The organism is Candidatus Aquicultor sp. (assembly GCA_036504445.1).
Lineage (GTDB): Bacteria > Actinomycetota > Aquicultoria > Aquicultorales > Aquicultoraceae > DASXVE01.
The window spans coordinates 33,838-55,020 of record DASXVE010000020.1 but is presented as its reverse complement, the minus strand read 5'-3'; the positions used below and the strand labels follow the sequence as shown (position 1 = coordinate 55,020).

The 21,183-nt window shown below is 45.2% G+C and carries 18 protein-coding genes and 1 pseudogene; 2 read left to right on the top strand and 17 right to left on the bottom strand.

Going from position 1 to position 21,183, the window contains the following annotated elements:
- Positions 1 to 43: 43 nt before the first annotated feature.
- Both VGK02_05450 and VGK02_05445 read right to left on the bottom strand, forming a co-directional pair.
- Positions 44 to 712, bottom strand: a complete 669-nt coding sequence (locus VGK02_05450; protein HEY3374490.1) for a cache domain-containing protein — start codon at positions 710 to 712, stop codon at positions 44 to 46.
- A 103-nt stretch (positions 713 to 815) separates the two neighbouring features.
- A complete protein-coding gene (locus VGK02_05445) occupies positions 816 to 1,625 on the bottom strand; it encodes a MerR family transcriptional regulator (GenBank protein ID HEY3374489.1) in 810 nt (269 codons plus the stop codon).
- A 405-nt stretch (positions 1,626 to 2,030) separates the two neighbouring features.
- Here VGK02_05445 and VGK02_05440 point away from each other — a divergent pair, with 405 nt between their 5' ends.
- The gene (locus VGK02_05440; GenBank protein HEY3374488.1) at positions 2,031 to 2,519 is read left to right on the top strand and encodes a hypothetical protein; all 489 of its coding nucleotides are present in this window, start codon (positions 2,031 to 2,033) and stop codon (positions 2,517 to 2,519) included.
- Between the two features lie 126 nt (positions 2,520 to 2,645).
- Here the strand turns inward: VGK02_05440 and VGK02_05435 are convergent, their stop codons facing one another.
- The 13 genes from VGK02_05435 to wbaP all read right to left on the bottom strand — a co-directional run bounded on the left by VGK02_05435 (position 2,646) and on the right by wbaP (position 18,847).
- Complete coding sequence (locus tag VGK02_05435) at positions 2,646 to 3,782, bottom strand: glycosyltransferase family 4 protein (GenBank protein HEY3374487.1); 1,137 nt, start codon at positions 3,780 to 3,782, stop codon at positions 2,646 to 2,648.
- Entirely contained in the window at positions 3,779 to 4,771 is a 993-nt protein-coding gene (locus tag VGK02_05430) for a radical SAM protein (GenBank protein ID HEY3374486.1), read from the bottom strand. The genes VGK02_05435 and VGK02_05430 overlap by 4 nt, the downstream gene beginning before the upstream one ends.
- 57 nt (positions 4,772 to 4,828) lie before the next feature.
- On the bottom strand, positions 4,829 to 5,983 hold the full coding sequence (locus tag VGK02_05425) for a glycosyltransferase family 4 protein (GenBank protein HEY3374485.1): 1,155 nt from the start codon (positions 5,981 to 5,983) through the stop codon (positions 4,829 to 4,831).
- A gap of 128 nt (positions 5,984 to 6,111) precedes the next feature.
- Positions 6,112 to 7,962: a methyltransferase domain-containing protein gene (locus tag VGK02_05420; GenBank protein ID HEY3374484.1), complete on the bottom strand. Its 1,851-nt coding sequence runs from the start codon at positions 7,960 to 7,962 to the stop codon at positions 6,112 to 6,114.
- On the bottom strand, positions 7,963 to 9,168 hold the full coding sequence (locus VGK02_05415; protein ID HEY3374483.1) for a glycosyltransferase: 1,206 nt from the start codon (positions 9,166 to 9,168) through the stop codon (positions 7,963 to 7,965).
- On the bottom strand, positions 9,165 to 10,730 hold the full coding sequence (locus VGK02_05410) for a hypothetical protein (GenBank protein ID HEY3374482.1): 1,566 nt from the start codon (positions 10,728 to 10,730) through the stop codon (positions 9,165 to 9,167). The genes VGK02_05415 and VGK02_05410 overlap by 4 nt, the downstream gene beginning before the upstream one ends.
- A 43-nt stretch (positions 10,731 to 10,773) precedes the next feature.
- Positions 10,774 to 11,808, bottom strand: coding sequence for a radical SAM protein (locus VGK02_05405; GenBank protein ID HEY3374481.1), 1,035 nt, complete (start codon positions 11,806 to 11,808; stop codon positions 10,774 to 10,776).
- On the bottom strand, positions 11,805 to 12,980 hold the full coding sequence (locus VGK02_05400) for a glycosyltransferase family 4 protein (protein ID HEY3374480.1): 1,176 nt from the start codon (positions 12,978 to 12,980) through the stop codon (positions 11,805 to 11,807). Before VGK02_05400 ends, VGK02_05405 begins: the two co-directional genes overlap by 4 nt.
- Complete coding sequence (locus tag VGK02_05395; protein HEY3374479.1) at positions 12,977 to 14,494, bottom strand: lipid II flippase MurJ; 1,518 nt, start codon at positions 14,492 to 14,494, stop codon at positions 12,977 to 12,979. The genes VGK02_05400 and VGK02_05395 overlap by 4 nt, the downstream gene beginning before the upstream one ends.
- A 29-nt stretch (positions 14,495 to 14,523) precedes the next feature.
- Complete coding sequence (locus tag VGK02_05390) at positions 14,524 to 15,318, bottom strand: class I SAM-dependent methyltransferase (protein HEY3374478.1); 795 nt, start codon at positions 15,316 to 15,318, stop codon at positions 14,524 to 14,526.
- Between the two features lie 84 nt (positions 15,319 to 15,402).
- The gene (locus VGK02_05385; GenBank protein HEY3374477.1) at positions 15,403 to 16,176 is read right to left on the bottom strand and encodes a methyltransferase domain-containing protein; all 774 of its coding nucleotides are present in this window, start codon (positions 16,174 to 16,176) and stop codon (positions 15,403 to 15,405) included.
- Between the two features lie 69 nt (positions 16,177 to 16,245).
- The gene (locus VGK02_05380) at positions 16,246 to 17,100 is read right to left on the bottom strand and encodes a sugar transferase (protein ID HEY3374476.1); all 855 of its coding nucleotides are present in this window, start codon (positions 17,098 to 17,100) and stop codon (positions 16,246 to 16,248) included.
- 181 nt (positions 17,101 to 17,281) lie between these two features.
- On the bottom strand, positions 17,282 to 18,847 hold the full coding sequence (gene wbaP / locus VGK02_05375) for an undecaprenyl-phosphate galactose phosphotransferase WbaP (GenBank protein HEY3374475.1): 1,566 nt from the start codon (positions 18,845 to 18,847) through the stop codon (positions 17,282 to 17,284).
- Between the two features lie 372 nt (positions 18,848 to 19,219).
- On the opposite strand from wbaP, the pseudogene VGK02_05370 reads away from it, so the two are divergent.
- Positions 19,220 to 19,405 (top strand): annotated as a pseudogene (locus VGK02_05370) (ATP-binding protein).
- A gap of 307 nt (positions 19,406 to 19,712) precedes the next feature.
- Here the strand turns inward: VGK02_05370 and VGK02_05365 are convergent.
- Both VGK02_05365 and VGK02_05360 read right to left on the bottom strand, forming a co-directional pair.
- Positions 19,713 to 20,705: a class I SAM-dependent methyltransferase gene (locus tag VGK02_05365; GenBank protein ID HEY3374474.1), complete on the bottom strand. Its 993-nt coding sequence runs from the start codon at positions 20,703 to 20,705 to the stop codon at positions 19,713 to 19,715.
- Between the two features lie 114 nt (positions 20,706 to 20,819).
- On the bottom strand, positions 20,820 to 21,152 hold the full coding sequence (locus VGK02_05360) for a hypothetical protein (protein HEY3374473.1): 333 nt from the start codon (positions 21,150 to 21,152) through the stop codon (positions 20,820 to 20,822).
- Positions 21,153 to 21,183: the final 31 nt, after the last annotated feature.

The window sequence follows — 21,183 nt, the reverse complement described above, 5'->3', positions numbered from 1 at the left end:
GCGCTTTTAGATTTCTGTTGATCTTCTGTTTCTTGTATCATACTTACAAAAAGTGCTCTGACGTAAACGGACCCGCCTTTTTGGATTTTGCCAAGTACTTTGCCGGCACTTGGAATATTGTTAATGCTCCCGTCAAAACGGACGATGCCCGCAGCTTTTCCCACTCGTTTTTATCGAGGAACTTCTTATCGATGAGCATTCCGTACTCGTTGCCGGTCTGTGTGCGCATAGACCCTAAAAAGTGATCGACCGCTTCACCCAGCTCCATATACCCGATGAGCTTGTTGTTGTAGTAATAAGGATGAACCGCGCGCAAGGCAAACGACGCCTTACCGAGGTCTTTGCCTGCGGCAAAGTCTTCTTTCTTGACCGCCTCTACAAAGGTGGTCCGCGTTAAAACATCGCCTACTTGCTCCGGCTTATGTATCCGCAAGAAAACCGTGCTTTGGGGCTCCGGATTTATAAAATTCCAGTTGGTAATTCGGTTTTTCGCCTTAAGCTCTTCAAATACCGGACGCGTAGCTGCAAGCGGCTTGTCCTTGTCTTTTGCCATAAAGAGCTTTTTATAGTTTTCGTTTTCCATGAGGCCCGGCAGCGTGGCCGACATCATATTGACATTGCTCGCCTCAAGGTTGTTAAAGGATTGCTGGAATAACCTGGCGGATTCTCCAGCAATAAGTTGAACGTTTTTCTGATAAGAAGCATTGACCACATTGAACTCCCCCGCATAGCGGGGGGTATTCGCTGACGCATAAAAAAACCGCAGGCTTTCTACCTGCGGTTTAATAGAAATCGTTTTGTCCGGGGTTTGTGTCTTAGCGCTCGATCAGCATCTGTATCTCGGTTAAATAGTTCTCGGGTTTGCCTTTAAAGATCATCCCCGGTCCTTTTATATACACTTCTCTTGACGGCAACGTTACTTCATAGCCTTTTTCTTTGATATAGGCCATGATTCTTTCGTAGCTGCGATTAAGGGTTTCGTAGGGCCCCTTGTGCATGAGAGTGACGCTCGGGCCTCCCGGCAACTCGTGCACGGTAATACCGTCGCTATTCGCCCCTTTTCTAACCGGGAAGCACGTTTCAATATCGGCACCGTCTTCCTTAAACTCAGAATCGTAATAGAGATTAATCGGTTTGCCATTTATATAACGGCCTACCGCTTTCCCCAGTTTGCCAAACATCTCACCGCAGTCGCTGTACTTGCCCTTAAACCGTATACCTGCAACCAGCAGCGTATCGAGCATCCGTTCTTCAATCTCAAAGCCCGCGTCGTTTAAAGCCATAATAGCCTCCTCTTCTTTGCTGATAATCATGTCGAGATCGGCTACAATTTTCTTCTGGTTGCTAATCTTCGACACGATTTCAGCCCGCTTGTCCTTCAAGAACTTAATGGCATCAGCATCATCGGATGCGCCCTCAAGGATCTCGACAATATCCGTGAGGCTAAATTCCATACCCTTCAGGTGTTGGATAATCCTCGCTCTCTCAATATTTGCGCCGTCATAATAGCGATATCCTGAGGCCTCATCCACCTTATGCGGGACGAGAAGCTCCCGTTCATGATAGAGGCGTAGCGCTTTTATGGAGAGACCTGAGATTCTTGAGAACTCACCGATGCTGTACATAACCCACCGTTCTTTTCCGTATATGTCATTGAATACCGACCCTCAATTGTTATGATACGACCAACCCCAAGGGAAGAGTCAACAAAAAGTATTTATGTTTTTTGCCTACTGGTGTTCCTGTAATTTTCGCCAGAGGGGCTGTCCATCTCTAAAAACAGTTTTCGGGGGTCAGGTCAACAAGCCCAAAGTGAGACTTGATTAAAATCATTTTTGCATATGTTATCCGTAATATGTTTAGCATGTGCACGTTTAAGATATAAATACACTTATTAACACTGTAAATCAGCTGTTTATACTAAGAAGCAACTAGTAGCCATAGCTAGTAGAATTCTAGCGAATAAATTTGGAGATGACGGCAGAAATACCAAGCGTGCTGTAAAACTACTAAATTAAGGGAGGGAAGATATGCTAAAAAAAGGTTTTCTTGTATTGATGGTGGTTGTCATTGCTATGATGCCTGCACTGGCAAGTGCTCATGCTGAGAGTTATGGGCCAACATTTTTTGGTTCATTAACAGTAAAAGGGGCTTCGTGCCATCCGGAGTCGACATGTTGCTGCTATGGAAAGGGCTTTAAACCGGGCACTACATGCACTGTATGTTGGGATGGACGCAAAGTCTGCCAAGCAAAAGCCAGTAGTTCGGGCAAAGTAAGCTTTAGCCTCACTATCCCATCAAAAACAAAAGAAGGCTATCATACGATAAGTTGTACGGGTGAACGTAAGAAATGCGGGACACTCGTGCTACTAAAAACGATCTACGTACGCTCTAAATGTTCGTCGAAACACTCTGGTGCTTCTTCAATTGTTGATCCAACCTCTACGCATGGATCGGTAACTCATCAAATCTCGACCATTTGGGGTCAGGTTGTAGAGACAGTATCAGAGTGGCTATAGCAAAAATAATCGCATAATCGCTGATTCGTAACGCACTCGGCTAGACGCCGATGGATAAATTCTTTGAAGTAAATAACTTAGGTGTGCAGATCGCACACCTAAGTTATTTAATCTTTACGGGGATGCTTATGCCGCTAATTTGAATGACGTACCATTCAATAGACCATAATAGATATCTTCAACTTGGTCGACCACATCGTCCCAATTATAACTACCGGCCACTAATAATCTAGCCTCTTCACCTATTGCGAATAGCTTTTGGTCATCTAACGTCAGCAAGCTTTGAATGTTTTGTGTCAGATCGTTTTGATTATCCTTGTTAAACAAAAAACCGTTTACCGAATCGGTAATTACTTCGAGATGCGGCGGTATATCACTTGCCAAGCAAGGGAGAGAGTAGCTCATCGCTTCGAGAAGGGCAATTGGAAGACCCTCGAGTTCCGATGGGATCACAAAGAGCCGGGCATTGCTAAAAAGCTCTGCTTTGAGCCGTCCGGCAACATACCCTGCAAAAATCACATCCGCGTCCCCTTTTGCGCGCCGATGGAGAGCGGCCACGTAGTCGTCAGTCGCACTCGATCCACCTGCTATCACCAGTTTTATGCTGTCGGGCTTTATTTTTAAGAACGAGTCCAACAGCCAATCAATCCGTTTCTCAGGAACAAGCCGTCCCATAGAAAGAATATAGTCCCTGCCTTTGAGCCCAAATTTGCTGGTAATCTCATGCGGTTCGCTTGACTCTGGCAACGGCACACCATTTGGAATGTAGATGACATCGTTGCCCAGCGAGCGGTAAAAATCACGCTGGTGTTTGGCCACAACAATCGTGTGGTGAGGTATCTTTAAAGCCATTGTTTCGCATTTCTTCAAAAAGTAGCGAGCGCAGCCACCCCATTTGCCGGCTTTGTAATCGTAACTATGGATTGTGACCACTATCCCGTTCCCTTTTAGTTTGGGCATCCATGAGAAAAACGACGGGCCTATTGCCTGATAATGGATGATGTCATACTGGTTCAAAAGCGCATCTATTGAGCAAGCAAAGCTATGAACAAATGCGTCTAGATGCTTTGTCTTAATAGTTGGGGCATGCTTAAGCTTAACGCCGCAAAACTCCAACTGCTCGCGGGGCGTGTACCAGTCTCTTACATAAGCTGTTACATCATGCCCTCTTGCTGTTAGTCTTAATGCAAGCTCTTCGACGTGATACTCGACTCCGCCAAAGGTTGCAGGTATTCCTTTTTGGCCGATAAATGCAATCTTCAATTCTGGCCGATACCTCGCATGTGAACGCCTACTTTGCCTCTAAGCAACTCTTGACCTATTTTGATCCGCTGCTTAAAAAACTCGGATTTGCACGTGCAAATCATCCAACAATCCTGGCATCCCTTCAGCTGATTTTGTACTTCAATTGCGCGTGCGGAATCCCATATGCTGGCAAAGCTTTGCTCTTGGAGATTTCCGATACGGGCAGATTTCAAATGGCAGGCATATATATCACCGGTAGGATCAAGATAAAAGAAACCGGAACCCGCATCGCAAGCCAAGTTTCGTTCGCCGGTGTTCGCGTAGTGCAGCAGTGTTTCTGCAAACCAGCCTCGAAACCAATGCTTGGGCTTCCAAGCTAAATATTCTTGCTTAGATAGAGTTGCTAGTTGTGATAAAACCCTGGGTCGCAAATCTGCTTTATCTGTTCCAAAGTATATTTCAGAGCCAGATACTAAAGTGACGCTAAACTCAATATCTAATTTCTTTGCAAAACGGTATACGTCGAGCAGCTGATCGTCGTTTTCAGAAGTGAGCGTCATTGCGATGCCAAAATCTCGAACACCTTCGTGCTTCATTAAAGAAGCGCTCTCGATTGCCTTTTTAAACGCATCAGAAATACCCCTGATGCTATCGTGGTGCGGCCCCATGCCATCTATGGATACCCTTACGGCAATGTTCGAATCGTGCTCTAAAATCTTGGGGATTCTAGAGCGGATTTTATTGACAAGTATCCCGTTGGTTGATATGACGATTCTTGCTTTAGGGCATGTTGCCTTGATAGTCCGTATTATCTCAGGTAGATCATCCCTGAGAAATGGCTCCCCGCCTGTAATATTAATATCACGCAGTGTATCTGGAAGCGCCCGATAGCTTGATATAGGCATCTCATCAGCTTTTGATGTTTTCTTTTTCCAGATATCGCACATCTTGCATCGCGCGTTGCATCTATATGTCACAGCAACAATTGCCGTCATCGGCCTTCGCATTTAATAACTCCCCTCCTTGTACATTGCCAGACTCTTACCTGGTGCGGTAACCTTCCATCAAGCAGTCGTCTTAGATTTTTCTTGAGTTCTCTGCTGAGCTCTTCTATATATCTCCATGAGTACTTGATAGTGCACCTGTGGATTTAGTCTTTGTTCGACATGCAAGCGAGCATTTTGCCCCATATCGAAGACAAGTTTCTGGTTTTGGATCAACTGCGATATCTTATCTGCCAAATCCGAACACGAGCCGGGCTCAAACGTTAAGCCTGTTTCCTGATCTTTCACCAGTTCGGGGATTCCCCCAATGCGGGCGCCAATGACCGGTTTTCCTAGGGCAAAGGATTCAATTATTGACATGGGGTTGTTTTCATACCATTCCGACGGCACTACAGTAAAGACTGCCTTGGAGACCTCTTTTTTTATGGCATCTGCGTGCAAATAGCCTAGGAACTCTACATTTGAGAGCTTGTTATCTCTAGCATATGCAACCAGGTCTTCTCTCAGAGGACCATCGCCGATAATTTTGAGGTTGAACCTGCCTTTTAACTCGCCGGCCGCCTTTAACAATGTTAAAAGGCCCTTCTCGACCGACAACCGTCCTAAATAAATAAACGTACGCCCATCGTTATTAAAGGCTGGGGTAAACCTCGTGCTATCGATAAAGTTTGGCAGGTGTACGACCTCTCCCCTAAATCCCATCTCCCAGATTTTGCTTTTAAGGAAAGCGCTTGGCGAAATAAAGACTTTGACCTTGTTGTAGACATGCAGAAGGTAATGATGTATGTACATTTCAATTGCGCTAAGTGAGCTTTTGAGAAATGATTGCTTGGTGCACTTATGCTGGGCTACCTTATAATATTTTCCATCCCGGCATTCTTCACAAACGCTACCCATCGATAAAAGCGTATAGGCAGGACATGTTAGCTTATAATCGTGCAGCGTCATTACGCTTGGGATCGAATGCTCATCTAATACATCTAATATGGAAGGCGAGATCTGATGATAGATATTATGAAGATGCGCAATATCGGGCCTTTCCTGTTCTACCAACCTTTTTATTTTGCGTTTGGCCTCAACAGAATAGATAATTCTGCTAAACGCTTTAAGCTGGCCTATTTTATTGGCGCCACCAAAATCTATATTGCTAATAAAATAGGGCGAAAACTCGGAAGAAAAATTTTCAGGATGTTGCATCGAAAAGAAAACCGGCATATGACCGTTCTGCTTAAGCAGAGCAGCCGTATCGAAGAAAACCTTCGCGTCGCCGCCTTTAAGATAGAAAAACTTATTAACCAGCAAGACTTTATTGATGGACGATTCTCTCCTTCGAGAGTTCACCACTAAACCTCACCCTTTTCAGCTAGAACTATCAGCGTTTCAGAAATACCTAAAGCCATTGGCAGAAGCCTTACACGTTTAAGACCGGCCGCCACAAGCTCCTTGTCTATAGCGTTGAGCGATATGGGATACCACGGGATATTTCTCTCGCGTCTCTTGCTTCGACGTAATAACCCTTGCAGGCACTCTTTACAATAATAAGCAAGCACGACATAGCGCTTACTTACCCTTGCGAATTCCCTTAGCATAGTAAGCCTAACCGAAGGAGGCACATGACCTAGAAGACGCAACGATATAACGGCGTCATATGCTGCATTGGGGAAGGCCAATTTTTCTGCTTCGACCTGATGAAAGTCGACATGACGAGCGGTCTGCAAACGCCGGACTTTCTCTTCTGCGACATCCAGCATAGCCCGCGATATATCGCCCCCGGTGACAAAATAACCCTGTTCAGCCAGATGAAGCGATAGCCTCCCCGTGCCGCAAGGTATATCTAAAATCTTCGCCCCCCCACCAACGTTGGTGGCCTTGAGCGCTTTCTGTATCGTATTTATCTCAAGCCAGTCGGTTACACGTCCTTTAATGGACACGAATCTCTTACTATCGTAATGCGTCGCAATGTTCTTATCTTGATAATGCTCTCGAGCCCTGTATTTTGCACAAGAGTCCCTTGTAAAATCATTGAAAAGAGCAAGATATTCCTTTGAAATATCTACAAGGCTATATCTACGCTCCACCAGATCGATACACTTATCCCTCATGTAGCGAGAGTTTTCTATGGCAAGAAAGAGTTTCTGCATGATATCCTCTTCAGAAGTAGCTAAGTAACCAGTTTCCCTCGAAACAACCGCCTCTGAAGCACCTGGGATATCCAATGTTACGATAGGCGCCCCGACGCTAAGCATCTCAAGCCATGTCAGAGGCGGAGCAAGGATGCATTTAGAGTTTGTAATCGGTGAAAGAAACACATTGGCCGTGTGTTGTAGCTCTTGGAATTCTTTACTTGTCGTGGGTCTCACTACGATATTATTCGAAGGATCATTATAGGACTCAAGGCCATCCTCGAATGATTCCGGCTTGAAAGCAAAGATAAATGTGGCATCAAGGCCTTGAGCCAATGATCTTTTTGCGACTCGATAAGCAAATTCAAAATCGTTCCTGTTAGTTTGCTGGATATATCCCGCCCACAGGATAAGCGGTTTCCTTGATCCCGTATTATCCCTGTTACTATTTAGGCTAACCGGCTTTATGCCCCACGGAATTCTTCTAATCCTTCGCTGCTCAAACCCTTGCTCAATCAGCCTCTTCTCGAAAGATTTGCTGTATGGAATCACGGTGAGATTATCTTGCCCATAGCTGATGCGCAGGTACAGCTTGTACAACCATTCGGGCTTTCTACCTTGATAAGCCATTGCCGATACGGATACTGGAGCCTTGGCATTATTAGCGATAAGTCGATTGGTTATGCCGAAATTATCCATTAAATGGACATAACTATAAGGACAAGAATTATACAGCAGTTCTAGTTCTTTTTTTAATCGTTTTGTATTTAAAAGCTTTTCGACCACGCCCAGAAGAGACGGGAACTTCCCCCGCCTCCAAAAGATGTTCGGTCTCTTGTTCAACGAGCCTGGCACTTCTAAAAACCTTGGCGTTAGATACTTAACTCTCAGGGCACAATTATTGATAGTAAGTTCCTCTTCCGGTACCGCATGGGGCTTTACCGAAAATATAGTGATGCGTTCGAGACCAGCGGCAAGAAATGGGATTAGCTCGACCCAAAAGTTTTTGTCGCCGGTATTTCTCTCAAGACCAAAATTTAGTCCGATTAAAACAACGTGTTTTTTACTCACTCATGCCGCCTCTACGTCTTTATTCCCATTCTTGCTGTAATAAATAACTATCGTATCGTATAAAATAGCTGTCATATCTTCAAAACGCTTACTCCAGGTGTTCTCGCCCGCAATCTCAATCCGGGCTCTTCTCGACGGGTCATCATCCTCTAAAGCGCTCTCGCATTCTTTAATAAAGCCTTCGGCATCAAATGCAAACCTTACGAACTGTTTATATTCAGTAAGACTAGGTAAAAAAGTGGATACAACTGGTTTACCAAAGCATAAATACTCAAATAGCTTGGTTGGGAAAACACCCTCGGTCAGATCATTCATAACATAAGGAATCAGGGCGACATCAAAGTGCGAGATATAATCCGGCAATTCGTCGTGTAATTTTGTTCCTAAGAGAACTACATTTTTAAGATTAGCCAGCTCTTGCGCCTTCTTGTTGGGCTTACCGACAATAACAAACGTCCACTCGGGCTTACTGCGGGCAATATCGCTGAACAGTTCATAATCGAATGCCCTATGGAAGGCGCCCACATACCCCAGAATCGGCCTCTTGAGGCTTTGCATATCATCCGGCATATCAGTTGTCTTTACAGATATCCAATCAGTGCTTACGCCCTGAGGAACATAGTGCACGCTACGGTTAGTCTTTAGCTTCTCGCTATAGTTAGTTAACGCATCGGAAAAAACGAGATCGGCTCGCTCTGCTAAAAGATTATCCAGCTTTCTGATCTCGGGTGGGTACGCCAAGCTCTGATAATTCTGAATACAATCATATATGGTAAAAGCGCTGCTGCCTTGCGCATAATCATACGCATAAGGGCTAAGCCAATTTATCCAGATTACCTGGCTGCTATTATCAGGAGAACGCCTAAGTAAACGCTGGATTTGTCGATCTATGAGGTATCTATTTAGCCGTCTAATAATTCCGAACTCTGGTAGCGGCACAATCATTGGAAAAAAGAACTCTAAATTCTTAATGTGGCACTCAGATCGTTTCGGGCCCACCACTCGCCGCATAAGGTTATAAATGTAAACGAGCCAGCCCTCATTGTTAAACGGCAGATGCTCGATATAAATGAGCCTATTGTTGGTTGCCAGCCAACAAGCAACTTCTTGAGTCCTCTGCCAGAAACTTAAAAAATTATACCGGTTGAAGCCCCCGAAATATATGATGGTATTATCTTGAAGCCCTCTACGTTCGCAACCTGTCATGATACATGATTCTTTCGCGCAGTAGTTTTTTGTTTTTCTACAGGATCAAGGACTAAGAATTCTTGCTTATTATTGTTAAGCTGGACAAGCCCAGCAAACGCCCAAATCCAGCTAGCAATAGGCTGAACCTCCCAGGCATTGGTTAGAACCGATGCAAACAGAAATATCAATGCACTGGCAAGACCACCAACTGCAACTACATTTGACCATGCATCCCTATCCACCAACAGTAGTTGCCTGGCATTCCGGAACATCGCAAAGATAAGCCACGAAGCCACAATCAAGCCAATAATGCCGAATTCGGCGAATAGCGCCAGGATCTGGGAATCACCGCTTATCGTAGACCAGACCGGATCGCCCTGCGAGAACATTCCCCGAAGAAGGCGATCGTAGTAAGTACCGAAAACACCTGCGGTGTAGCTGCCAAACATGCCCGGCCCAAGACCGATTAAGAGCCGCAGCACGCTTTTACTCACAATGGCGTAAACCACACCGTAATATAAGAAACGGGGAGAATACGGCTGGCTCTGCATCGTAACAACTAGATCCCATGCTCGGGAAATCAATGGAACCAGCTCAATATATGCCACCAATAAAGCTATTGCTGAAACACATATGAATGCTGGATTTCGCGTAGTTACATACCTTATGCGTGCTAGCAACACGTTGATCGCCACTATAAGTAAAAACATCCAGTAACTGCCTCTGGCTGAGGCAAGAGACCATGGTAAAAATAAAGACAGGGCTAATGCGATAGACAGCCAACGAAACTTATTATTATAAATAGCGCTGCCGAGGAGAAAGATAATCACAATCACCAGGAAGTACCCCATGTTATTTGCGCCCCCCAACCCAAAAGTACCCGGAGTTAGGTCACCCATAGGCTCACCGCTAATACTGATACCATTCATGATTCTAGCTGGAAGCATCCCCAACCCACCGCCCCTGAGCATAAGCTGGCTAAGCGTCACAAATATCTGAAGAATTGCCCCGGCGATCATTACGCCTATAAAGCGTTTTTGCTCCCTTTGAGATAGTTCGAGATTTATGATTGCGTAGAATACAAGCGCATATTGCAGTATACCTCTGATGCCGACAAGGCCGATTAGTAAGGAGTTCTGATTCCAAATTGTTGCGATTAGACCGATAGCAATAAATAGCAAGATCGGCCGGGATAGATTAGCTCTAGCCAGTGGTTCTCTTCGGAGCGCCTTCCTGATAACCACGGATAGTATCACTATCATTATGAGGGCCTCATCCAGCCAGACTGCAGTCTGAGGCAGTATGTGGAAGTCATCCGTAAACCAATACTGTATGATCGTCCACCCCAGGGTAAACATCAGGCCGATCTTAGGATATTCGAAAGCAAGAGCCCCTAGAGCGATCAACAAAATAAAGACGAGCCCAAGTTGAATATCACCGGTGATAGCGTAGCTTAGGGCTTGAATACCTAGCAGAAACAGGAAGGCTAGGCAAAATAATAACACCCTGCTCAAATACGGCACATGTCGTGTGCCTGTTGATGCCAATCTCAGATTAGACAAGTTTTCGTTTTGAATCATACCGTTATCCTCAAATTGCGCCCTGCTTACTCTGTCTTCAAGACTATGAAAGGTCCACGCAGTACCGGCAGGTATCCGGCACCTTCCCCCGCTTAAACCTGCGTCTTTGTGTTTTGAAATAATCATTATTCCAAACCGCTCGTTCAAATACTGAACCGTTTGCCGCATCCGGAGGAAAAACCCTGTAGCAGCCTGATATGCTTCCCCTGCCATCGACATAGAGCACTCTATTAAAGCTTCTGCATTTTTGCACATCAATCTCTCGCTTTAACAATTTAGGAAATCTAACTGCTAAGCCAGGCGGTATCGGGATCTGGGAGAATGTTTCTGTGGCGCTCTGGTCTTCGGCAAATAAACACTCCCCTATATCACAGCCGGGCAGTGTTGAAGGTATAAGGTTATGAAAATCTATAGAATCCACCCCTAAAGAGGCGGCCAATTCAATCATGGGCTCCACAATGGCAAGTCGAGATTTTTTGAGCACGCATGACAAACCAATGTTCATAGGCAATGCCATGCGATTGCGCACTTCAATCAATCCTCTTATTCCTTCAATAATGCGGTTAAAGGTGGATTTTGAGACATTGCAAGTTGCCTCAAAATCGTCTTCTTGTGCAGTGATTAGGCTAATGGAGATGAAATCTGGTGAATACTTGACCATCTCATCCAAGGCCGAGGAGAGAAGCGTTCCGTTCGAGACGATGGATACGCGCTTCTTTTTCTGCTTCGCGAAGCTTACCATCTTAAATATCTCAGAGTTGACCAAAGGCTCTCCGATGCCCGCCAGGCAGACATTCATTGCCTTGGGATACTTCTCCATCACGTGCTTATAAAGATCAAATGAGAGATCCTCGCACGGGATGTGATACCCGGCTGTACTTTCAACCAGCGACGTCGGTGCATGATTCATGCACATCTGGCACTGCAGAGTGCATCGATCGGTAACGTTGAAGATCAACTCTACGGGCTGATAAATAGCGATCACGCCGAGGTTGACCCGTGCGAGCGCGGCGTTGAAAATCTGTGCCGGTGTATGGCCATCAACCAACTTGACTCTTAGTGCTCGAACTAGACTCATCTACCTGCCAACCTCTTCCCGGTTTCTTTTTCCCAGCGCTCAATTACTTCCTTAAACAGAGCCTCGTAACAGGACGCCAAGACTTTATGCGATCTGTTGCGCACGGCAAACTCCCGCGCGCCTCGCGCAAGCTTTGATCCTAGATGCTTGTCGTTCATATATTGCAGAATGCTTGTTGCCGCTGATTCAGGGTCCCCCGGCCGAACCAAAATGCCGGTCTCATTGGGAATAACAGAATCTTTAAGACCCCCTACCGCTGTGGCTATAACCGGGATACCGCAGGCCAGGGATTCCTGTACGGAGATCGCTGGTCCTTCTGCGCTAGAAAAAAGTAGCGAGACATCTGCAGCTTGCAGGTATTCTCTAACGTTATCCTTATGACCCAGAAATAAAACATTATCACTGAGAGAGAGATCTCGCACAAGTTTACGCAGGTCACTTTCCTCGGGTCCGTCTCCTATAACAAGGAGCCTTGCATCCGGTGTTTGGTTGACTACCAAACGCCATGCATTAAGGGCTGTCCTATGACCTTTTTCTGGCCGAAGCCTTGCCACACAGGCAGCATAAAATGCATTGTCATGAAGCTGTAGGCTTCGGCGAACATCTCTTTTACCCTGTGATGCAGGCACCCAATAATCGGTATCTATGGCGTTTGGCAGGTAGGTTATTCTCTGCGGATGAATGCCCCAATTAGACAGCTCATCGACGGAGCACTTTGAGACGACCACAAAATGATCCGCCTGCTTCATTGTTCTCTCACACCATGCGGGTAACGCCATAATCTTAGTATCGCTAAGGGCACAAATATGTGGCTCAAGTTCTCCTTCTACCCGAAGAACCACAGGCAGTTTTCCCTTGCATGCTGAAACCACAAACCCAGAGAGGTGCGTTATACCAAAGCCCTGCACAATCGAAAACAACGGCGATTCGGCCCGCAGAGTTCCCCAAAGCGAGGCAAAGTAGCTATAATAACGATGCTGCCTCAGCACGGGGAGCTTTCTCAAGGTAATCCCATGATGACCCATAGTTTGATAACGCAGTTTTGTTGCCGCACCGAAAACCTCGACCTCGTTACCTCGCTCGTTAAGCCAACTGCCTAAAGATATCGCATAACGTTCGGCTCCACCTAACGCATCAGGTGGTAAGTGATAGGTAACGAATGCCAATTTCACTCTCTAATCTCCTTTCCTTCAAATCCAGAGATGTTTAACCATGCTCTCCGCCAAAAAGGTACTTGTGTGGCGAAAATCGCCACACTTACCAAAAGGATTTGTATTGCAGCGGTTACATGAGATGAGGCATTCTGGAAAAAATATTTACTAGCATGAAGCAACGACACGCCCCCGGCCGCCCCAATAAAAAGTGTGAAGACGAATCCCCCAAATTGAGTGAACAAACTCTGCTCCTCAGCAATAAACCCAGACCTAAAAAGGAAAATCATCAAAACAACCGCTGATGTTATATAGAACGCTGAGTATGCTAGAGCGAGACCGGTAATCCCCAATGAAGATACCAATTCTGTTGCAACAAGCCAAAATAGAACAAGGCCGGTTAATATCGAAACGGCGACTTCTCTAATCTTTCTCTCAGCATAAAGAGCACTAATAACTGCAGCGGTCGGAGCTGCGATAAGAATACCGGAACTCCACAAGATTATTTTTCCAAGTAGAACAATATCCTTTGCGTTAACCTTACCCCAACCAAAAACTAGCGTGATAATTGGCTCGCGTGCGATTAAGTATATAGCGATAATTGGCGGCATTACCAGTAAGGACGACCATACCATTTTCCAAAATAAAACCTGAGACCGTCGTTTTTCATTGCTGCTGAGCGATTGCGTTCCTGCTATGGCTAGACCGCCCGACATTAAGCTTACTACGGTCGTGTTTAGCAAGATTCCATAGTTTAGCAAAGTTATGCTTCCGGATGGCAGATAAGACGCAAATCTTTTGTCCATTAATGAGCTAGCGAAGAATAGCATTCCAATTAATGACAAAGGAAACGACATGCGAAGCACCTCTTTTGCTTTTGCCCACTCCACCCTCTCTCGAGGTACTTTGATTGATTTCACCCTGTAGAGCAAAGCAAAACTAGCCACAAGGCGCACAAGGCTACCTGCTGCAGTCCCCCAGGCAATAGAGCTTACGCCATACGAACCGCCAAACAAAAGAGCACCGATCATGCCGCCCAAGCTTACGAAAGCCGGCGAAAACGATGCGAGACCCATTTTGCCTTGCGCGTAAAGAATTCCTGTAAGCCCAAATGCCACACCGTTAAGTACAAATGCAAGTGCGTTAACTTTAAGCAAGTTTATGGCCAACTCGCTACACCTGACCATAAGCCCCGGCATTATGCTATGTAATACAGGTAAAGCAAATAAACCCAACATTGTCCCAATAACGATAAAAATCATTCCTATGATTATGCTCGTGGCACTTGCAACACCTGTAAAACCAGACCCATTATCCCTATCACGGAGAAGCCCGGATACCAGAGAATTTAAAAAACCGCCGCCAACCCCGGCCAAAAAGAAATTAGCGATAGAATTGGTTGCAAGGTAGACATCAAGTGACCTGCCAACCCCAAATCGGGAAATAAAGGTTAACTGCGCCGCATATGCTGCAACCAGCGCAAAATTGCCCCAGAATGTTGCGCTAATAGCTTTTTTGCGAAATGAGGCCCCCAAAACCCTTTCCTGCCTTTCGTGTTCGATATTCAATCTGTTGCTTGACCTGGTTTCCTTGCTACGGCCATTAGGAGTTCTGATGTAATCTTTGGTACACTATATCCCGCCCAAACCAAGGTTCTTTCGATTGCGGCACTTAGAAATGCTCTGCGGAAGTTACCCAGCGCTCTTCGCAAAGAGCGTGTAAGACAGTTGGGCGGCGGAGGGATTGGAGCCCAGAGCGTGATATCAACGTAACCAATATCTTTTAGCACCTGATGCAGACTTTCCTGCGTATATCCTACTTCGTGAGTAAAATCTATATACCTAGATTGACCGACAAAAAGAGCGCCCATATTCGGCACTTTTATCAAAAGAGTTGCACCCGGCCTAAGGGCTTCTTTAACTGAGAGCAGAAACGGGATTGTCTGATGTTTGGGTATGTGTTCAAGCACGTCATCAATCACTATGGCATCGTATGGCCCTGTTTCTTTTAGGTATCTCTCGGTATCTTCAGTTAAATCTACTTGAGAGTTTCTAGCGACAGTAGAGGCAAGCCGAACCATATTCAAAGATATATCAACACCGATAGGCGAGCGATAGCCCTTCTGTTCAAGGCACCTTAAGAATTGACCGCCGCCACAGCCCACATCTAGAATTCGTGCTTCTGGATCTTTTGGTAGAAAGGAACCATAGTTGGCCCAATAATAATCTGCTAGATCATCTAAAGTCTGTTGATCAAATTGGTTCTCTTGGACGTAGAATTCGGCATAACCTAGACGAAGATAATCTATTTGCATATGATCTATAGGTTGATGATCCTCATTTAAATCTATTCCTGACATATAATAAGCCCCCTTTCCATTAACACCGCACCCATAGTGCGAACCAGCAACGTAAGCTACGGAAATAAATATTGCCGTCCAGGTCTAATCTTTACGCGCAAGAAAACCAATCATATAGCCAAATCCCGGCAATACCGTTGACAGTATGGGCTCAACCAAACCGACAAAATAAATAACTGTACGCTGAATCACTTTTGGTAACCTGCTAAACATGATAAAGCCGGGCAAGTAGCATGCGCCTACTTGCTTGATAATCTTAAAACCATGCTTCCTTAACGCACTCCTAACTTCCGCTGATGTTTTCCAACAATCATACTCATGATCCCATGGCTCTTTGCCGCGCCTCACGCGCATCCATTCCAGCAGTTTTCTATCTACCCCGTATAGGCTCTGCCAGTTCGGTGTTGTCACAATTAACGAGCCGCCGGGGCATAGTACACGCCAGATTTCATGTATCGCTAATCTGTAATCCGGAATATGCTCAATAACTTCACTGCAGATAACTAGATCGAATGTGTTATCATCAAATGGCAGAGCACATGCATCTGCAACTTTTAATTCAATGCCTTTAAGACCTTCGGTTGCGAGCCGACGCGAAGCCTCTCTCAACATTCCCGGAGAAAAATCTACGCCGGCTAACGAGATGTGCGGATATCCATGACCGAGCGCGGATAAATCGCGCCCGTTACCGCATCCTATATCAAGCACACGGTCACCTTGTTTAAAATCAGCCAAAGTCAATACTTTCTGCTGCCTGACTATTTGTTCATAGTTAACAGTCAGAGATTCCTCAATAGCCTGATCTCGCCCGACCGCCGCGGTATCGAAGAATCTAGCAATGCTTTCTTTTTTTAACATCTCTAATTCCTAACTCTCAGTCAGTTATCCTGAATGCCTGCAGGTTCAAGGTAGGGCAACTTAATATGTTTAGTACGCGGCATGGTTAATGAGACGGAGCCTCTCTCTCGGAGGATAAGGACACGGGTCAACCAAACTCATACCATCTTTAAGCACATTAAGGATTTGGGGAAGCTCGCCCAGACTGAACTTCCTGAGCAGGCTACCAACCCGTGTTAGCCGAGGGTCATAGCCTCTGGGCCAGGCATACTTATTCCGATCATGCCTGGCTACAGGGTTTGCATCAAGGTATCTTTTAAGAATCTGATCATTAAAAAACCCGGCAATACGATAGCCCATATATTTTTCTCGCAATAAGCTGTTCGCCACGAGCTTACCTGTCTTACCCGCCCCCAGCATTATCACAGGTTGATCCCTTAGACCAGCTCCGGCTAAAACCTTTTTTGCCATTAGCCTCCCTGCGGGCAATAAGACAATCAACATAAGATAACCCAATACGAGAACTGTTCGTGAGACATAATCACCCAGCTGACCCAAAGAGATGATCGCCAGCATAAAAGCCAACGTAATTGCTTTAACTTGTTGCTTTGTCTCTTCCCTGTAACTAAGCCGCTCGGTGTGGAGACCTTCATAGGTTAGACACAGAATATAGACCGAAAGGGTCATCCATAATCGATTTAGCATGATTTTAGGTACTTCTACATTGTTTATTGAAGCAACAACAGGCAGAATCTTCATCCGTATTATAAGGGCTGTGAAAAAAGCACCTAATACGCAGACCAAATCTGTCATGGTTAGAATTAGCGTTGCTAAAAACTGAGAAGCAGTCTGCTTACGGTTTACCCCAGGCAAAAAAACATTTTCTAACTCATCTGTTAATAAAACGCTAGCTTCTACTGCTAAATCCTGAGATGTTTCTGACATTAATTGAACTCCCCTGCCGCTTATTGCCTTACCAAGCGTATTACCTGTATCTAATTGCGCTAAGATCTAGCAGTACAGGCATAGGTTAAATGGACATGCTCTTTACCGTCTCTTCATATATTTCTTAAAGCCTAATATTTTAAACTACTATCGCTTGATATTAATTATCTTTACTAGATAATTAATACGCCCCTTTTCCTGCTAATACCACGCCCAAAGTTCGAGCGAGCAGCGTAATGTCTAGCCACAGGGACCAGTTACGAACATACCAGGATTCGAGGCCTAGCCGGCCTTCAAAATCTATCTTGTTGCGGCCGCTGACCTGCCATAAGCCTGTTACACCGGGTCGGGCCGACAAAATGGATGTGGCATGGGTTCCCAATCGGGTGAACTCTCCTGGCAGATAAGGACGCGGGCCGACCAAACTCATCTCTCCCTTGATCACGTTAAATATCTGCGGAAGTTCGTCGAGGCTTGTTTTCCTAAGGAGTTTCCCTGCCCGCGTGACACGTGGATCGTACTCTTTGAGTTTGGCGTACGTCCTCCACTCCATTTGCGCCCTATGATTACCCTCAAGATGCTTTTGTAGAATCTCTTCGTTATTTACATACATGGTCCGGAACTTGTAGAATTTAAACGCCGTCCCGCCCTTTCCAATACGGGAGTGCGAGAAAACTGACGCCCCCGGCGAATCGAGTTTGACTGCGACCATGATGAGGAGCATAATCGGCAATACGGCAATCAAGATAATGGTGCCTACGACTAAATCGAAAAGGCGTTTTGTAAACGTCTTTAATGGGTTTGCAAGATTGTTGCGGATATGAAGCGAGAGCATTTGCTCATCAATTGAGTAGTTAGCTTCGATGCCTATAATCGGTACGCCGACGAGATCGGGAATTACCGCTACCGAATCGGCTTGCCGTTGGAGATGGTTTACAAGCGCTACGAGTTTGCCGGCTGACATTCCCGGGGTTGCTATAATAATATGGCGAGCACCGGTTTGCTCCATGATCCGATCACAGTCACTGAAAGTCCCCATAACGGGAAAACATGCGCCGTTTACTTGGATGTATTTAGCGCGCTTGATTGGATTATCATCCAAGAAACCGGCGACACGGTAACCCAAGAAATGGTCCCGCAATAACATGCGAGCGACCAATTCGCCGGTTTTACCTGCACCCAAAATGAGGACAGACCGGGTTCCAAAACCAATCCGTGTTAGAATAGTTTTTGTTGTTAACCGTGCGAGGGGCAATAGAATAATTGAAATAAGATAGCCTAAAACCAACACTGTGCGAGAAACTTCATTGCTCATCTTGCCTAACGAAACAACGGCGAGCATGAGAATAAAAGCCAGCGTCATAGACTTTACTAATCTCTTAGACTCCCTCCAAAACGGCAATCGCTTTGAATATAAATTTTCATAAGTGAGACATGCGAGGCCGATGATTAAAACCCACCATAGCTGGTCGATAAGCCTTGAAGGAATCCCGGGGGTAAACGCCTTGGCTAATGGAGGCAGTGCGTGTAAGCGAATAAGAATCGCGAGATAGAGGGCCATAGCCAGGGTGATAATATCTGCCATAGCTAGAACCAGCACTACACCCAACTGAGAGAAAACTCGCCGGCTTCTAATTTGGGGCGAAATCTGCTCCACAACATCTACTTGCTCAATTACGTCGGGATGTAATAGAACGTCCTTGGCTTGATCGTTATCTATACCGTACCTTGTCCTAGTATTTCTCATATGTCTCTTAGTAGCTGACCCTTCCAATGGTAATGGCTATTTAGTAATACCAAATATTGATATTACAATATTCGGCGATCTGTATTTAACCGATTTACTACTTTTTTAAACATGTGCTTCCAAGTATTAGCGCATGTCTTTTAATAAGCACTAAGCCATGTTAATGGCTTCGTAATCCCGTAAAAGGGCTTAAACTAAAAACAACCTCGAAAAAAGATACCGAAGCAAAAAAGATAAAAGGCAAGTGTACAAATTATGTGAAATATTCGTGCGAAGCTTTGCTATGCTAGGTCAAGTCCCAATCCGTCTGTAAATAGCGGCCTTGATCACGCAGCGGTGATAGGGACTTTTGCCTCCTTTTGACGCACGATGATCTTAACATCGAATAAAGGCTACGGTGCCTGGGGTGAGGTGGTAGCACAAGATAACGTACTTGACGGTGCCATACTTGACCGGCTGCTTCATCATTCAGTCACCATCAACATCAAGGGTGAATCCTACCGGCTTAAAGACAAACGAAAAGCCGGCGTTCTCTCAGCAAAGGAGGTGGGTCAATGATTCTCAGGGGGTCAATTTTCAACCGGCGTTGACAATCTGCCAAATGACCGTATTGCCAGTATCATCTGCTAATTTACTGTTCATATTGCTGTTATATATTATCATGGCTAGATTACTCATTTCTTAATATTCTCCAATTTCGATAAATTAAAACGTTTAATAGGGATTGGTTTTTTAGTGGTTTTTAGGGATAAATAAGTGTGATAACGCCTGCATCGGTACGGTCTTTGATAAAGAGCAATGATTAGTACCCAATTAGGTGATTGATAACATAATGATGATGGGTACCTTAACAGCATTTCCTGTATTATTGCCTTGCCCAGACTGAGCAGAAATTTGCTCCATCCATAGGAAACTTATATGCTAAATTCCTGCATAAATATAGCCATCTATTGCTTAGGTTGCCCTCGTAGTAAGGACCCATAAAGGAATAGGACTTTACATAGATAAGACACCAAAACCCATCGAAGTTCTGCTGCAAAACTTCAAAATCGAATCCTCGACCCGCTTCCGCTTCTTCGATTGTATGTGCGACATGAAAATCAACTAGCAGGTCGATGGCAGAGGCTGATGGCTTTCTTTTAAACAAACCTCTATGAAGCGCCTCATTTGCAATCTGATTAACGAAATCGTTTTCTAGCCCAACCATCCTCTTGAATCTTCTTAAATATTTTTCTGGTGAAAAATATCGCCTCCATTCATTCTTTCTCTTCTCCCCTAGAAAACGTTCATAATTTTCCATGCATTCACGATTGCTATAGAACCTATTTGATGGTTCGTGCCCGGCCAACCAAATAGCGTTACGCGCAAGCAAAGGCAGTACGTGGTTAATGGTTTCTTTGGGATTAGGCAGATGATGGAGCAATGAGTTAGTTGCGAGCAAATTATAAGGACCTTGATTAGCCGGGACCACTCCAAGGTCAGAGCAAAAGAACGCCTTTGGAAAGATTGGCGAAATTGCCGAATGGCAGGAATCAAGCATCTCTAAAGATGGATCGTAGCATACAATGCTTTCTATGCTGCCTTGCGGTAGGTTTTGGATAAGCTGTTTAGCTTCAAACCCCGTACCACAACCAATATCAAGAATACGCCATGCGCGATTTGGGTATTGCTGCAAACTATGTTCGATCATTTCTTGCCAAAGCAAAGGAAGCTGGTCGTGTATTTCTGGGTGCTGGGTATCGTAAATGCTTGCCTCACATGCATGGTAAAGCTTATTCATTTCAATTACCAGCTCGTTTATGGGCAGCTGAGGCCCGTAAGATTGAAGAAAATCGGCTGCATACTGCGTATTTGCCATAAGTTACCGCCTTTCAGTACGTAAAATCAGCTATACCTTAGGGTTACATTCAACCATATACCCTTATTTCAACATAATCATTGCTGATATCCATAATGAGGATTGAGGATACAATTACCCGACCAACCTGATAACCAGGTCTTCCATGATTCCTTCAGGGGGGTGCGAGCTTGATTCAAGTGCGATATCAGCCTCGATCAAGTGATTAAAAATCTTAACTAACTCGCCCACTGAGAAATTATGGCTTTGCGCTCTAAGCTTAGCTACGGCAAAATATGGTAGTTTTTTACCCTCAGCTCCCGTTAGATGCTCGATGAGGTACTTGTTATCGTGCTCTTCCTCCTGCCGTAGAATCGTTGTGAGAATATCGAGAGCGCTCTTTACTTTGCGCTCACCGATGCGGTCGATGAGATCGAATCCCGAGGTTTCGATCGATTTTGCCAGCACGGCTTCGGCTTGGGACTTTTATTGAAGATGT